Raw genomic sequence first — 14,325 nt, 5'->3', positions numbered from 1 at the left:
GATATCGACGCCGCACGCTGTATGCCGTACGCCGATCGGGTGTCGGGGCACCGCCCTTGGATACGCGCGGCGTCGCCGGGTACCCGGCGCGGCATGAGGAAGCGCGCACTGTGGCAAGGGCTGCGGCGAGAGCCGGCCGACGGCGGGCCGGCCCGCGCGGTGGGCCGGTTCGTGGCCCGGCGGCGCCGGGCGCCGGCGCTGCACCCGGACGGCCTGAACTGCTCCGGGGAGCTGACCGTGCTGGGCTCGGCCCACCGCGCCTGGGGCGTGGCGCTGCTGGACGAGCCGGGGACCTACCGCGTCACGGCCCGCTGGTCGCGCGCGCTCGGGCTGCCGGAGCGGCTCCCGGACGGCTTCGGCCTCGCCCTGAGGGTGGAGGACGCCTCCGGGCCGGGGCGGCCGTGGGACCTGCTGCTCACCACCAGTGGCGCGGGACGGCTGCTGCGCCATGTGCCGCTGCCGCGCCGGCATCCCTTGCGGGGCCCGTACGGGACGCTGACGGCGTACCGGGTCGGGCGGCGGACCTGCTGGCTGGCGGCCGTGCCGCGCGGGCCGCACCCCTCGGTGCGCGGGGGCCTGGGGGCCCTGCGGCGGCATCTGGCGCGCACCGACGTGGTCCTGGACCTCTGCGTGGCCGCGCGGGGGCAGCCGTGGCGGCCCGTGGGCGTCGTGACCCTGTCGGCGCGGCTTCCGTGGACGGGCACCTCGCCGGGCTACGACCCGTACGCGCGCAGCGCCCCGGGCCTGCGGCCGAGCGACCGGCTGCGCGCGCTGCGCCAGGAGGCGTACGGCGGCTCCCGTGAGGGACGGGCGGGGAAAGACGGGTAAGGGTGGTGGGGCCGCGCGCCCCTTGCCCGGTGGACGCGGCCATGGAGCCGGCCCGGCTCGCCGCCCGGTGGCGAGGGGGCCCCGAACGAAAGCGGGACGCATGGTGGAACTTCTGCGACGTACGCGCCGGCTCTACTCGCGTGGGGAGGACCGCCCCCTGGGCGGCTACCTCGCGGCCATGGCGGGGTACGGGCTCTACGCGTCGGGGTGGGCGGCGGCCATCCGGTGCAGGGGTGCGCGGCCGCCGGTGCGGCCGGAGCCGTGGGACGTGGCGCTGACGGCGGTGGCGACGTTCCGGCTGAGCAGGCTCCTCACCAAGAGCTCCGTGACCAGCCCGATGCGGGCGGCCTTCACGACGTACGAGGGTCCGCAAGGGCCGGCCGAGCTGAGCGAGTCCCCCCGGGAGGGCAGCCACAAAGTCGCGGCCGAGCTCCTGACCTGCCCCTTCTGCATGAGCGTCTGGGTGTCGACCGCCCTCACCGCGAGCCAGGTCCTGTGGCCGCGCGGGGCGCGGACGGTGATGGCCGGGCTGGCGGCGACGGCGGGGGCGGACGCCCTGCAGCTGGCCTACTCCCTGCTGACGGAGAAGGCCACGAAGGGCTGAGCCGTGGAGTCGGCGGTCGGTCAGTGCCCCGGGCGGCGCCGGACGCCGACCGCCGCGAGCACCGCTCCGGCGAGCGTCAGCACCCCGGTGACCAGGACGGCCGTGTGCACGCCGTTCATGAAGGCCTGACCGCTGCCCTCCACCACCGCGCTCCTCAGCTGCGCCGTCATGCCGTCGGAGACCGGAGCGACACCCATCGCCACCGCGTCCTTGGCCTCGCCGAGCCCGTGCGCCACGGGCGCCGGCACCCCGGCGCCGGTCAGCTCCGCGGTGAGGGTGGAGCCGACGCGGCCGCTGATGAGGGAGATCAGGACCGAGGTCCCGAGGGCCCCGCCGATCTGGAGGGAGGTGGCCTGGAGGCCGCCCGCAACGCCGCCGTCCCGCACCGGCGCGTTGCCGACGATGGCGTCGGACGACGCGGCCATCACCATGCCGACGCCCAGCCCGAGGGCGATGAACGGCGGCCACATCACCGCGTAGGAGGAGTCGGCGCCCCAGGCGAGCATCCCGAACGACGCCGCCGCCTGCAGCACCATCCCCAGCGGCATCGTGACCCGCGCGCCGAAGCGCTCGGTGAGCGCGGCGCCCAGCGGGGAGGCGACCACGGAGGCGAGGCTCAGCGGCAGGGTGCGCACGCCCGCCTCGACCGGCGTGAAGCCCCGGACGTTCTGGAGGTACAGCATGACGAAGAAGATCACGCCGAGCAGCACGAAGAAGTTGAGCGCGGTGATGACTGTCCCGATGGTCAGCGCCGGGTTGCGGAACAGCCGCATGGGCAGCAGCGGGTGCGCGACGCGCGTCTCGTACCAGCCGAAGAGCAGCAGGAGCAGGAGTCCGGCGCCGATGGCGGCCAGGGTGCCGCCGGACGTCCAGCCCCACGTCTCGCCCTTGACGACGCCGAACACGACGGCGAGCAGCCCGGCGGCGAGCAGCACCACGCCGGGGATGTCGAACTTCTCGCCCGCCGCGGCGGTGTTGCGGCTCTGCGGGAGGACGAAGGCGCTGAAGGCGAGGGCGGCGACGCCGATGGGGGCGTTGATGTAGAACACGGACTCCCAGTCGACGTGCTGGACCAGCAGCCCTCCGACGATGGGCCCGAGCGCGGTCGACACGGACGACACCATGGCCCAGATGCCCACCGCCATGCCGAACTTCTTCGGCGGGAAGACCGCGCGCAGCAGGCCCAGCGTGTTGGGCATCAGCAGCGCCCCGAAGAAGCCCTGGAGCGCGCGGAAGACGATGACGCCCTCGATGGAGCCGGCGAGGCCGATGGCGACCGAGGAGAGCGTGAAGCCGGCGACGCCGACGAGGTAGTACGTACGCCGCCCGAAGCGGTCGCCCAGCTTGCCGCCGAGGATCAGGGCGGCCGCGAGCGCCAGCAGGTAGGAGTTGGTCACCCACTGGAGGTCGGCGGTGGAGGCGTGCAGGTCCCGGCCGATCTCGGGGTTGGCGATGGAGACGACGGAGCCGTCGAGGCCGACCATGAACAGGCCGAAGGCGACGGCGACGAGCGTGAGCCAGGGGTTGGCGCGCCGCCCGCGCGGCGCGGTGTCCGCCGACGGCGGGTGGGGGGCGGGTGCGGCGGGCATGGCGAGGTGGTCCACGGGGGTGGAGGGCATGGGGGTGTGAGTCCTTGAGGGGGTGTGAGGTACGAGCCGTACGGGAGCGCGTGAAGGCGCGGACGCACGCACGTGCGCACGGGAGGCTCGCGCGCACGCAGGCGCGCGAGCGTGTTCGTACGGGAAGCGCGCTCAGCGCTGGGACGCGGGGTGCAGCGTGCGCGTCAGTGATACGAGCGCGCCCAGGGCCGAGCCCAGGGCGTCCAGCTCGCCGTCGGTGAGGGCGTCCAGCGCCTCGGAGAGGTGTCGGGCCTTCAGGTTCCGGACCTCGGCGAGGCGGCTCTTCGCCGTCTCCGTCGGGTAGAGGTGCGCGATCCGCTTGTCGGCGGTGTCCTGGCGGCGCTCCAGGAGCCCCTGGTCGGTCAGTGCGGAGACGAGCGCACTGACGTTGTTGGGCTTCATCATCAGCGCCTCGGCGCACTGCCGCACCGTGGCGCCCTCGCGCTCGGCGACGAGCCGCAACAGCGCGAGCTGGGCCTCGGGGAGCCGGGGGAACGGAAGGTCCCGGACGATACGCCGGTCGAGGGCCCGGTTCAGCGCGGGCAGGCAGGCCACGAGCACGGCGGCTACGCGGTCGGTCTGCGCGGGGTCGGCGCTGGTCTCGGGCATGCCTCCACCCTAGCTATGAACATTTACCTATGTCAACATACCTAATTGCCGGGGCGTGCCGTACGGGCCCGGAAGAAGGCGAGCGTACGCAGGAAGCACTCCTCCACCTCGCCGTCCGACAGCCCCACCCACAGGTGGTCGCCCCGCTCCACCAGCCGCAGTTCCACCTCCACGCCCGCGCCCCGCAACGCGTCCGCGAGCCGGACCGCCTGGCGTACCGGGATGAGCGCGTCGTCGGTGCCGTGCAGCACCAGGAACGGCGGCGCCCCGGGCGTCACCCGCGCGACCGGGCCGGCGGCGCGGGCGCGGCCCGGGGCGTCCGCCGGGGCCGCGCCGAGCAGGAGGGCCTCCGGCGTGCCGGGGTCGCGCGGGTCGTAGCGGCCGGGCGGGCAGTCCTCGGCGAGGTGCTCGACGTCGGTGGGCGCGTACCAGGTGACGCACCCGGTCACGGTCGCGGACGCAGGGGCGGTCGCGGGCGCGGTCGCGGGCGCGTGCGCTTCGTCGCGGCGGAGGTGGTGGTCCAGCGTCGTCAGGGCGGCCAGGTGGCCGCCGGCGGACTCGCCCCACAGGACGGTGCGCCCGGTGTCCACGCACAACTCGCGGGCGCGGGCGTGCAGCCACGCCAGCGCCTCCGCCAGGTCGTCGGTCTGGGCGGGGTGGAGGGCCTCGCCGCTGAGCCGGTAGTCGGGGCACGCGACGGCGAAGCCGGCCTGGGCGAGGCGCGCGAACGGGCCGGGCCGCCAGGCGCGCAGGCGCGGGCCCGGGTCGTCGCGCCTGCCCGTGCGCCAGCCGCCGCCGTGGACGAAGACGACGACGGGCGGGGCCTCGCCGCCCTCCTCGGGCAGCGGCAGCCACAGGTCCACGGCCAGTGGGCGGGCGCCTTCGCGCAGCGCGTAGACGGCCCCGCGCAGGAGCCGCACGCCCGGGGCGGGGTGCGATACCGGCGGCAGTGGCAGCGAGACCGGGTCCTCGGGGGCGAGGAGGTGCCGGGGGAAGGGAGCGGGGCCGGACGTCATCGGCTTCTCCGTGGGATCGGCGGAGGTCAGCGGGAGGAGGGGCAGCGGGAGGAAGAGGTGAGGCGGGGCAGCAGGCGCCGGGCGTTGGCGGTGGTGAGGGAGCGCCAGGTGGAGCCGTCGACCGGGGCCGGGGCGGCGTCGAGCCCGGCGACATGTGCCTCCACCCCGGCGGCCGGGGTCCAGACGTGGTCGCTGCCGTACAGCAGCCGGTCGGGGTCGGCGAGGCCGAGCAGGGCGGGAAGTTGGCGGGGCAGGGCGGGGCCGGCCAGGTCGTAGTACAGGCGGCGCAGCAGCGCCACCGCGTCGGGAGCCCGGCCGTCGGCGGGCATGAACATCTTCATGAAGCCGTTGATGCGGTCGGCCAGCACCGGCAGGGCTCCGCCGCAGTGCGGGACGATGATCTTCAGGTCGGGGTACTTCTCCAGCGCCCCCGCCATGAGCAGGTCGGTGACGGTGCGGGCGGTGTCGAAGACGAACTCGATCATCGGGCGCGGCCGTCCGAGCGCCGAGCGCTCCCAGCAGACCGGCGAGGTGGGGTGCAGGAAGACGACCGCCGCCCGGCGGTCGAGCTCGGCGAGGACCGGGTCGAGCTCCGGGTCGCCGAGGTAGGTGCCGTGGGTGTTGGTCTCCAGCACCACACCGTCGGCCCCGAGGGTGTCGAAGGCGTACGCGAGCTCGTCCAGGGCCCCGTCGACGTCGGGCAGGGGCAGGGACGCGAAGAGGCCGAAGCGGCCGGGGTGTTCGCGGACGGCCCCGGCGCCGTCCTCGTTGACCTCGCGGGCCAGGCGGCGGGCGGCGCCGTCGTCGCCGAAGTGCACTCCGGGGGACGACAGGGACAGCAGCGCGGTGTCGATGCCGCAGCGGTCCATCACCTCCAGGTGCCCGGCGGCGGACCAGGTGGGCCAGGCCGGTACGCCGTCGGGCATGGCGTGACCGGCCTCCTTGGCCTGGCGTACGTAGGAGGGGGTGACGAAGTGGGCGTGGACGTCGACGAGCCCGGGGGAATCGCCGGGAAGGTCAGGGGCGGTCATGGTCGGTCTCCGTGTGGGTTGTGGGGCGCGCGGAGGCGGCGGCGTACGGCCGTGGCGGCGCGCTCACCGAGGACGATGCCGGCCAGGCCGGTCAGGCCGACCAGGGGCGGGGCGGGCGAGGTGAGGTCCAGGAGCCAGTAGACGGCGCCCATGAGGAGCCCAGCGGCGAAGGCGGTCGCCGCGCTCCCGGTGAAGGCCTTCACCGCGCCCCCAGTGTCGCCACGAGTGCGGCCTGCCCCAGGAACATGCCGAGCAGGCCGAACAGTGCGACCGGAGGCGGCGCGGGCGAGGCGACCCGCAGCGCGGCGTACAGGACCCCCACCAGGGCGCCGGCGAGCAGCGCCTCCACGTACGGCACGGCGGTTCAGCTCCCGGTGCGCCACTGGTGGCCGGGCAGGAAGCGCACGTCGTACTGCTCGGGCACAGTGCCGAATGCGTGCGGCTCGGGGACGAACGGCTCCTTGGGGAGGGTGAGTTCCTCGGTCGGCGTGCCGAGGTTCTCGAAGAAGCGCTCGAAGGTGCCGCCGGGGCCGGCCGCCACGCCGACGACCCGGCTGTGGTGGCGCTCGATGCGGTACGCGTGGGCGCAGTTCTTCGGTACGAAGCCGAAGTCGCCGGGGGTGAGCAGCCGTTCGTGCTGCTCGCCCTCCAGGTCCTCGACGAACAGCCGCACCGCGCCGTCGGTGACGTAGAAGACCTCGTAGGTGTCGGGGTGGGTGTGGGACGGGATGAGGTCGCCCTTGGGGCCCTCGACGGTGAAGAAGTTGAAGGTGTTCTCGGTCTGCTCGCCGCCCGCGTAGACCGTGATCAGGTCGCCGAAGAGGTGGGCGCGGTCGCCCATGCCCTTCTCGATGAAGTACGGCGTGCCCGGCTCGGGCGGGATGAGGGAGCGGGTGCGGTACCGGGTGGCGTACTCGATGGTCATGTGTGTCTCCGGTCGTCCACCGAAATTGAATGTCAGGCAACCTGACATTAGGCCCATGGTCCGGCCGGGGGCAAGGGCACGGCCCGTGGCGGCCTACACTTTCGACCCGTCATGGAGAAAAACGGACAGCCCGAGTCGCTCAACCTGCCGCAGCTGCTCGCCCAGGCGAAGTACTGGTTCGACACGGCCGTGTCCACCGCCATGGAGGACGCCGGGGAGCGGCCCATCACCCTGGCCCAGCAGAACGTCTTCGCCCATCTGGCGTCCGACGGTACGACGGTCTCCGACCTCTCCCGCCGCATGGGCATCACGCGGCAGAGCGCGCACCAGGCCGTGCACGCGCTGATCGAGATGGGCCTGCTCGAGCAGGTGCCGGACCCGGCCTCCGCGCGCAGCCGCCTCATCGTGATGACGGACGAGGGACGGCGCGTGCACCTCCTCGCGCGGTCCGTGATCGCCGGGCTGGAGGAGGAACTGGCCCAACGCCTCGGCGAGGCCACCGTGACCGCGCTGCGCGCCACTCTGCAACGCCCCTGGGGTCCTCCCCGCCGGGACCCCGGGACGTCCTGACGCCGTCCCGACGGCGTACCGACGGGTGCTTACCCGGCCACCGCGTACGGCTGTTCCAGCACCGCCGCGATGCCCCGCGCCAGGCACGGAATGCGGTGGGCCGGGATGCCCGCGATGTTGATGCGGCCGGAGGCCGTGCCGTAGACGGCGAACTCGTCGCGCAGGCGGCGCATCTGCTCGGGGCCGAGCGGCAGCGTCGAGAACATGCCCTTCTGCCCCGCCAGCGCCCGCGCCTCGCCCTCCCGGCCCAGTGCGCCCAGGTGGGCCGTCAGGTCGGCGCGGTTGGCCGTGATCCGGCCGCGCATGACGTCGAGCTCGGCCCGCCAGGCGGCGCGCAGCCCGTCGTCCTCCAGGATGGTGGTGACGACGGCGGCGCCGTGCTCCGGCGGCATCGAGTACAGCGTCCGGGCGGCGTTCTGCAGGGCCGTCTCGACGTGCCGCAGGGCGGTGCGGGACCGGCCGAGGACGACGGCGCAGCCGGTGCGGTCGCTGTAGAGGCCGAAGTTCTTCGAGCAGCTGACGGCGATGAGCATCTCGGGCACCCGTGCCGCCAGCATCCGGGTGGCCCACAGGTCGGCCTCCAGGCCGTCGCCGAGGCCGTGGTACGCCAGGTCGACGAAGGGCATCCAGCCGTTGCGGCAGGCCAGGTCGGCCAGCGCCTCCCAGGTCTCGGGGGACGGGTCCACGCCGGTGGGGTTGTGGCAGCAGCCCTGGAGGAGCACGACGTCGTCGCGGCGCGCGGCGCGCAGGTCGTCGAGCATGCCGGGCCAGGCGTACGTCCGTACGGTCAGGCCCGCGGCCTCCAGGATGGGCCGGTGGTTGACGTAGGCGGGGTCGCTGATCCACACCGTGGTGCCGGGGCGGGTGACGCGTATCAGGTCGGCCAGCAGGCGCAGCGCGCCCGTGCCGGCGACGGTCTGGACGGCGGTGGCCCGGTCGGCCGGCCCGTCGGTGCCGCCGAGCACCATGGTCAGCATGGCGCGGTTGAAGGCCGTGTTGCCGGACAGGCCCCGGTACTCCTTGGAGGCGGACCGTTCCGCCAGGCGTATCTCGGCCTCGCGGACGGCCGCCATGACGGGGGTGGCGCCGGTGTGGTCGCGGTAGACACCGAGGACGAGGTTCAGCCGCTCGGGGCGCGGGTCGGCGGCGTACGCGGCGGCCAGGTCCCACAGCGGGTCGGCGGGCGGGGCGGGGAGCAGCTCAAGCATCGGTGGGAACCTCGGGTCGGGTGGTGCGGGTGCGGCCGGTGCGGCCGGCGCCGGTACGGGTGCGGGTGCGGGTGCGGCGGCGGTTGGCGAGGACGACGCCGGCGGTGATCAGGGGTACGCCGACGAGCACGGGCAGCGTCGGCGACTCGTCGAGCAGCGGGATGGCGAGGAGGACGACGGCGACGGGGCTGAGGCTGCCGACGACGGAGGCGCGCTCCGGGCCGAGCCTGCGGATGGCGAACGCGTACAGCAGGCCCGCGCACAGCCCGACGCCGAGGCCCTGCACCACCAGGAACAGCGCGATGTCGCCGGCGGCGGCGTCGGCCAGGCCGGTCGGGAGCACACCGGTCAGGGCGAGGAGCGCAAGCACGGCGAAGGAGGGCAGGCACAGCAGACCGATGGACCCGACGGGGTCGAGGTCGACCTCGCGCAGCCCCACGGTGTACAGCGCCCACAGCCCGCTGGCGACCAGCAGCGTGCCGGCTCCGGCCAGCACGCCGGTGTCGAGCGGGACGAGGTGGCGCCACACCAGGGCGACGACGCCGACCGCGATGAGGACGAGCCCGGCGGCCTGCGTACCGCGCGGCACGCCCCGGCCGCCCGCGACCATGAGCGCGGAGACGAAGAGCGGCACCATGCCGGGGATGATCGCCCCGACGAAGGCCGCGGAGGTCAGGGAGCCGCCGTGCATCGCGGCGAGGAAGAACGGCACCCCGGCCCCGCAGACGATCTTCACGGCGGGCCCCGGCCGCACCGCCCGCAACCGGTGCCGCCGCCGCCACAGCGCGGGCGCCAGCACCAGCAGCGGCACGCCGAACCGCAGCAGCGCGGCGTCGGCCGGCAGGAGGGTCGAGGCGCTCAGGGCGCGGGCGCTGAGCGCGAAGGCGGCCCAGATGCCCACGGTGAGGAGGAGCGCGAGCATGCCGAGGGCGTCGGGGGACGAGCCGCGGGCGGACCACGTGCGCGGCGCACGCGGCGCACGCGGCGCGGCCTCGGGGGCCGCCGGGGCGCTCGTGTTCGTCGGCGTCACGCGTTCCTCCAGCAGGCTTGCTCCGATCCGGCAGTGAGCAACATTAGGTCCTGAGCCGGGGCAGGCGATTGCTACTTTCGCCCCGCAGAGCCACCATGGGGGCAGGATCTGCCAAAGAGCGAGGAACCATGGACGCCGTCGACCTTCACATCATCCGGGAGCTGCAGGCCGATGGGCGGCTGTCCAACCAGGACCTCGCCGACCGGGTCCGCCTCTCCCCCTCCCCCTGCCTGCGGCGCGTGCGCCGGCTGGAGGACTCCGGGCTGATCAGCGGCTACACGGCCATGGTCGACCAGGTGGCCTTCGGGCTGCCGATCACCGTCTTCGTCCGGGTCCGGCTGGAGCGCCACACCGCCGAGGCCGTCAACGCCTTCGAGGAGCACGTCGGGCTCATCGAGCACATCCAGGACTGCTACCTCATGGCGGGCAGCAGCGACTACCTGCTGCGGGTCGTCATCGAGAGCCTGGAGGCGTACGAGGTGCTGGTCCGCACGCGGATCCACGCCATCCCCGGGATCGCGTCGATCGAGTCGAGCTTCGCCTTCGGCAGCGTCAAGCAGTCCCGGGTCTATCCGCGCCCCTCCCCCTCCACCCGTGCCTGAGGGCCCGTGCCTGAGGGCCCGTGCCTGAAGCATCATCGGAGGTATGAGGCTTTCGTTCCTGGAGCCCCTCTACGCGGAGCGGGGCCCGTTCACCTCCGTATACCTGGACACCTCGCGGGACGTCGACGATCCCGAGCGGGCGATCGCGCTGCGCTGGCGGCGGCTGCGGGAGCGGCTGGCGCGGCAGGGCGCGGACCGCGAGTCCCTCGCGGCCGTGGAGGAGGTGGTGGGCGCGGACGCGGAGGTGCCCGGTCTGCACGGGCAGGCGATCTTCACCGCGCACGGGGCGCTCGTGCTCGACGACGAGCTGCCGAGCCCGCCGGCGCACGACGTCGCGCGGTACGGGCTGCTGCCGGACGCCATGCCGCTGGTGGCGCAGCACGTCCCGGAGATCCCGTACCTCGCCGTGGTGGTGCACTACCGGGGGCTGCCGACCGCCGACGCGCACGGCACGGTGACGGTGGCGGCCGAGGCCGGGAGGTGGCCCGTCTCCCGCGTCGCCCCGGGCGAGCGGCTGCGGCGGCGGGTGCCGGTGGCCCAGTGGCACGCCGCCGCGGTGCGGCTGGGCCGCGAGCTGGGCACCCGGGCCGGGCGCGGCGGCGCCGACGCCGTCGTGGTCGGCGGCGACGAGTGGGCGGGCAACGTGCTGATCCGCCGTCTGCCGCGCGAGCTGCGCGACCGGGTCGTACGGGTCGGCGGGCCCACCCCGACGGACACGGCCCGCGCGCTGTTGGAGCCGCAGGTGGCGACCGTCCTGCGCGGGCGCATGGCCGTTCACGACCGGGCCCTCGTCGAGACGTTCCTGGCCCGGCGGGCGCGCGGCGGGGCCACGACGGCCGAGGGCCTCGCCGACACGGTGGCCGCGCTGCAGCGGGGCCAGGTCACGGCGCTGCTGCTGCACCCGCCGCGGCCGTGGCAGCCGGCGGACCTGCTGTGGATCGGGCCCGGGCCCGCGCAGCTGGCGCTCTCGGAGGAGGAGCTGCTCTCCTTCGGCGTCCGGGCACCGCGCCGCGAACGGGCCGACGAGGCCCTGGTGCGGGCGGTGGTGGGCACCGGCGCCGAACTCGTCGTCGTACCGGAGGGGGACGTGCGGCTGCGCGACGGGGTGGGGGCGCTGCTGCGGTACGCCGACGCGGCGACGCCCTCCGATGGCCGTCAGCGCTGATAGGTGCCCATGAGGGCGCCGCTCGCCAGTTCGCGGCCGGCGAGCGCCCGGTGCACGGTGTCCGCCGACGGGGTGCCGTCGAGCGGCAGCGGCTCGGAGACGGCCCACAGGCGGAAGAAGTAGCGGTGGCGGCCGTGGCCCGGCGGGGGCAGGGGGCCGCCCCAGCCGGTGCGGCCGAAGTCGTTGGGCCACTCCCGGCCCCCGGCGGGGGTCTCGCCCTCCTCCACGCCGGTGGTGCCGGGGTCGATGCCCGTGACCAGCCAGTGCAGGAACGTGCCGTTCGGGGCGTCGGGGTCCTCGCAGGCCAGCACCAGCTCCGCGGTGCCGTCGGGCGGAGCCGACCACGACAGGGGCGGCGAGATGTCCTCCCCCTCGCCCGTGTAGCGGCGAGGGATCGCCTGGTGGTCGCCGAACGCCGCGCTGCTGAGGTCAATACCGGTCATGGGCGCGGCTTTACCCGCTCCCGCCCCCGCGCTACCGGTCCGGGCCCGCCGACTACCCGATCAGCGGGCCCTGCCCACCGGTGTCAGGACGCAGCGCGCCGGGCCCGCCGGGCGCAGCGTGATGGCCGCCCGCACCGGCACCGTGCGGTCGACGGCGGTGAGCTCGTACCCCTGGAGGACCATCGCGAGCGCGAGCACCGACTCCAGCATGGAGAAGTGCTGCCCGATGCAGGCGCGCGGCCCGCCGCCGAAGGGGAACCAGGCGTAGCGCGGCCGGGCCTTCTCGGCCTCGGGGGTGAAGCGCTCCGGGTCGAAGCGCTCCGGGTCCTTCCAGTAGAGCGGGTGGCGGTGGGTCACCCAGGGGGCGACGATCACATCGGCGCCCGCGGGGATGGTGTGGCCGCCGATGGCGGTGGCCCGGACGGCGCGGCGGCCGATCACCGGGGCCGCCGGGTACAGGCGCATGGCCTCCTTGAGGACCATGGTCAGGTACGGCAGCGCGTCGAGGTCGGCGGCCGTGGGCGTGCGCCCGTCCAGGACGCGTGCGACCTCGGCGCGGGCCCGGGTCTGCTCCTCGGGGTGGAGGGCGAGCAGGTGCAGGGCGAAGCCGAGTGAGGTCGCCGTCGTCTCGTGGCCCGCGAGCAGGAAGATCAGCACCTGGTCGCGCAGCTCGGAGGCGTCCAGGCTGCCGTCCTCGGCGCTCTCGGCCCGCGCCAGCAGGGTCAGCAGGTCCTCGCCCTCGGCGTCGCTCTTTTGCGCGCGCCGCTCCTCGACGATGCGGTCGCAGACCGCGTACAGCTCGTCCGTCGCGGCGGCGGCACGGCGGTTGGCGGGGGTCGGCCACGCGCGCGGGGGGTTGAGCGGCGAGAAGCCGCGCCGCAGGACGTACTCGCCGATGACGGGGAAGGAGCGCTCCACGACGTCGACGGCGGCGTCGACGTCGACCCCGAAGAGGATGCGGGCGACGGCGCGCAGGGTCAGCCGCGTCATCTCGTCGAGGACGTCCACGGCCTGCGCGCCGTCCCAGCGCCGCAGCATGGCGGAGGTCTCGTCGGTGAGCGCCGACGCGTAGCCGTCGACGCGGCGGCGGGTGAAGAGCGGCTGCACGAGCCTGCGCTGCCGCAGGTAGTCGGCGTCCTGGCTGGTCAGCAGGCCGTTGCCGAAGGACTCCCGGACCTCCTGGTAGAAGGCGTTGTCCTTGCGGAAGTCGGCGGAATCCGTGGCCAGGACCTGCTGGGCACCCTCCGCCGAGAAGACCCCGTACAGCTCCGACCGCAGCCCGGGCGGTCCGGCCGTGAGCCGCACGACGTCCCCGTGCGCGCGCTGGGCCCGCAGGAAGGCGGCGAGCGAGTCGCTCCTGAGTTCCAGCAGGGAGCCGAGCAGCGGCAGGCCCGCCGGGCCGGGTGGGGACGTCTCGGTGGTCGCCATGGGTGCTCCGCTCTCCGCTGTCTGTGGCGTACGTGGCGTACGTGGGTGCTTTCGGGCACGGCGGTGCCCGGCGTCCGCATCCTGCCCGGGCGGGTACGGGCCCACGCGGACCGGCGCGGGCCGATTCCGGCCGACTTTTGGTCTGGACCTGCTTATTGCCCGGGGGCGGCGGCGGCGCCAAGCTGCCCTCATGGACTTGGAGTTGCGCCACCTGAAGACGATCCGGGCCATCGCCGACGCGGGCAGCCTGACCAGGGCCGCCACGGAGCTGGGGCTCGCCCAGCCCGCGCTCAGCGCGCAGTTGCGCCGGATCGAGCGCTCACTGGGAGGCGCGCTGTTCGAGCGCGGGCGCGGCGGGGTGCGGGCCACGGCGCTCGGCCAACTCGTGCTGGAGCGGGCCCGGGTGGTCCTGCCCGCGGTGTGCGCACTCCAGCAGGAGGCGGTGCGGTTCGCCCGCACCCGTGAGCCCGGCCCGGCGCGGGGGCCCGCCTTCCGGCTCGGCGGGACCCACGGGCCGCTGCTGGGCGGGCTGGTGGACCGGCTGGCCGCCGCCGAGCCGGGCGCGTCGGTGACCACCCACACCTCCTGGTCCGAACGCGAGATCGCCGCGGCGGTGGCCGAGGGACGGCTGGACTACGCCCTCGTCGGCGCCTGCGGCGAGAGCGCGCCGCCCGAGCCCGCGGCGGGGCGGCTCGCCTGGACGGAGGTGGCGCGCGATCCGGTCTTCGTGATGCTCGCGGCCGGTCATCCGCTCGCCGCGCGCCCCGAGATCGAGCTGGCGGAGCTGGCCGCGGAGGCGTGGACGGACGTGCCGGGCGACGGCTGCTTCGGCGACTGCTTCGCGGCCGCCTGCGTCCGCGCGGGTTTCACCCCGGCGTGCGTGTACGAGACGGACCTCGCGTCCTGCGTGCACCTGGTGGAGGTGGGGCGGGCCGTGGGGCTGTGCCGCGCCACGTTCCCGGCCACGCCCGGGATGGTGACGCGGCCGCTCACCGGTACGCCGCTGGTCTGGCGGCATCTGCTGGGCTGGCACCCCGAGGCCCCGGCGGCGGCCTGGGCCCCGGCGGTGGTCGCCCACGTGCGCGCCGCGCACCGGGACGCGGTGGCGCGCAGCCCCAGCTATACGCGCTGGCTGGCGTCCCGGCGTACCCCCGCCGTCGTCCATAACGCGAGGGAGAGGGTCAACTGACATCTGCCGCGCGGCCCTTCGCCCTTCCTACCGTTTCGGCAACCTTCACCGAACCGAC

17 protein-coding genes are annotated in these 14,325 nt (G+C 74.9%); 6 read left to right on the top strand and 11 right to left on the bottom strand.

The window, feature by feature from the left end:
- Positions 1 to 93 precede the first annotated feature (93 nt).
- Both ACIRNI_RS29495 and ACIRNI_RS29490 read left to right on the top strand, forming a co-directional pair.
- Complete coding sequence (locus ACIRNI_RS29495; protein ID WP_403556048.1) at positions 94 to 828, top strand: phosphodiesterase; 735 nt, start codon at positions 94 to 96, stop codon at positions 826 to 828.
- A 100-nt stretch (positions 829 to 928) separates the two neighbouring features.
- On the top strand, positions 929 to 1,432 hold the full coding sequence (locus ACIRNI_RS29490) for a DUF1360 domain-containing protein (RefSeq protein ID WP_403556046.1): 504 nt from the start codon (positions 929 to 931) through the stop codon (positions 1,430 to 1,432).
- A 20-nt stretch (positions 1,433 to 1,452) separates the two neighbouring features.
- Here the strand turns inward: ACIRNI_RS29490 and ACIRNI_RS29485 are convergent, their stop codons facing one another.
- From ACIRNI_RS29485 to ACIRNI_RS29455, 7 genes are all read right to left on the bottom strand, one after another.
- Complete coding sequence (locus ACIRNI_RS29485; RefSeq protein WP_403556044.1) at positions 1,453 to 3,051, bottom strand: MFS transporter; 1,599 nt, start codon at positions 3,049 to 3,051, stop codon at positions 1,453 to 1,455.
- Positions 3,052 to 3,183: 132 nt separating this feature from the next.
- Positions 3,184 to 3,660, bottom strand: coding sequence for a MarR family winged helix-turn-helix transcriptional regulator (locus tag ACIRNI_RS29480; protein WP_403556042.1), 477 nt, complete (start codon positions 3,658 to 3,660; stop codon positions 3,184 to 3,186).
- A gap of 41 nt (positions 3,661 to 3,701) precedes the next feature.
- Entirely contained in the window at positions 3,702 to 4,676 is a 975-nt protein-coding gene (locus ACIRNI_RS29475) for an alpha/beta hydrolase fold domain-containing protein (protein ID WP_403556041.1), read from the bottom strand.
- Positions 4,677 to 4,702: 26 nt separating this feature from the next.
- Positions 4,703 to 5,707 (bottom strand): amidohydrolase family protein, encoded by a 1,005-nt coding sequence (locus tag ACIRNI_RS29470; protein ID WP_403556039.1) that lies wholly within the window; start codon positions 5,705 to 5,707, stop codon positions 4,703 to 4,705.
- Positions 5,704 to 5,910: a DUF1427 family protein gene (locus ACIRNI_RS29465; protein WP_403556037.1), complete on the bottom strand. Its 207-nt coding sequence runs from the start codon at positions 5,908 to 5,910 to the stop codon at positions 5,704 to 5,706. The genes ACIRNI_RS29470 and ACIRNI_RS29465 overlap by 4 nt, the downstream gene beginning before the upstream one ends.
- Positions 5,907 to 6,065, bottom strand: coding sequence for a DUF1427 family protein (locus ACIRNI_RS29460; RefSeq protein ID WP_403556035.1), 159 nt, complete (start codon positions 6,063 to 6,065; stop codon positions 5,907 to 5,909). Before ACIRNI_RS29460 ends, ACIRNI_RS29465 begins: the two co-directional genes overlap by 4 nt.
- 6 nt (positions 6,066 to 6,071) lie before the next feature.
- Entirely contained in the window at positions 6,072 to 6,632 is a 561-nt protein-coding gene (locus tag ACIRNI_RS29455) for a quercetin 2,3-dioxygenase (protein WP_403556033.1), read from the bottom strand.
- A gap of 111 nt (positions 6,633 to 6,743) precedes the next feature.
- Here ACIRNI_RS29455 and ACIRNI_RS29450 point away from each other — a divergent pair, with 111 nt between their 5' ends.
- A complete protein-coding gene (locus ACIRNI_RS29450; protein WP_403556031.1) occupies positions 6,744 to 7,202 on the top strand; it encodes a MarR family winged helix-turn-helix transcriptional regulator in 459 nt (152 codons plus the stop codon).
- A gap of 29 nt (positions 7,203 to 7,231) precedes the next feature.
- Here the strand turns inward: ACIRNI_RS29450 and ACIRNI_RS29445 are convergent, their stop codons facing one another.
- Together ACIRNI_RS29445 and ACIRNI_RS29440 are read right to left on the bottom strand one after the other, a co-directional pair.
- Positions 7,232 to 8,410 (bottom strand): aromatic amino acid transaminase, encoded by a 1,179-nt coding sequence (locus ACIRNI_RS29445; protein WP_403556029.1) that lies wholly within the window; start codon positions 8,408 to 8,410, stop codon positions 7,232 to 7,234.
- Positions 8,403 to 9,440: a DMT family transporter gene (locus ACIRNI_RS29440; RefSeq protein WP_403556027.1), complete on the bottom strand. Its 1,038-nt coding sequence runs from the start codon at positions 9,438 to 9,440 to the stop codon at positions 8,403 to 8,405. Before ACIRNI_RS29440 ends, ACIRNI_RS29445 begins: the two co-directional genes overlap by 8 nt.
- Before the next feature lie 128 nt (positions 9,441 to 9,568).
- On the opposite strand from ACIRNI_RS29440, the gene ACIRNI_RS29435 reads away from it, so the two are divergent.
- Together ACIRNI_RS29435 and ACIRNI_RS29430 are read left to right on the top strand one after the other, a co-directional pair.
- Positions 9,569 to 10,042: an Lrp/AsnC family transcriptional regulator gene (locus ACIRNI_RS29435; protein ID WP_355365897.1), complete on the top strand. Its 474-nt coding sequence runs from the start codon at positions 9,569 to 9,571 to the stop codon at positions 10,040 to 10,042.
- Positions 10,043 to 10,085: 43 nt separating this feature from the next.
- Entirely contained in the window at positions 10,086 to 11,207 is a 1,122-nt protein-coding gene (locus ACIRNI_RS29430) for a hypothetical protein (protein ID WP_403556025.1), read from the top strand.
- Here ACIRNI_RS29430 and ACIRNI_RS29425 read toward each other — a convergent pair.
- Positions 11,198 to 11,650 carry a YbhB/YbcL family Raf kinase inhibitor-like protein gene (locus ACIRNI_RS29425; RefSeq protein WP_403556023.1) on the bottom strand — a complete coding sequence of 151 codons (453 nt, stop codon included), beginning with the start codon at positions 11,648 to 11,650 and terminating at the stop codon, positions 11,198 to 11,200. The genes ACIRNI_RS29430 and ACIRNI_RS29425 overlap by 10 nt on opposite strands.
- Positions 11,651 to 11,710: 60 nt before the next feature.
- The gene (locus ACIRNI_RS29420; protein ID WP_403556021.1) at positions 11,711 to 13,078 is read right to left on the bottom strand and encodes a cytochrome P450; all 1,368 of its coding nucleotides are present in this window, start codon (positions 13,076 to 13,078) and stop codon (positions 11,711 to 11,713) included.
- 190 nt (positions 13,079 to 13,268) lie between these two features.
- On the opposite strand from ACIRNI_RS29420, the gene ACIRNI_RS29415 reads away from it, so the two are divergent.
- Positions 13,269 to 14,267 (top strand): LysR family transcriptional regulator, encoded by a 999-nt coding sequence (locus ACIRNI_RS29415; RefSeq protein ID WP_403556019.1) that lies wholly within the window; start codon positions 13,269 to 13,271, stop codon positions 14,265 to 14,267.
- Positions 14,268 to 14,325: the final 58 nt, after the last annotated feature.

The organism is Streptomyces sp. NPDC093546 (genome assembly GCF_044765045.1).
In the GTDB taxonomy this organism is placed as follows: domain Bacteria; phylum Actinomycetota; class Actinomycetes; order Streptomycetales; family Streptomycetaceae; genus Streptomyces.
Note: the sequence above shows the minus strand (reverse complement) of the source record. Positions and strands in the feature narration are given on the sequence as shown.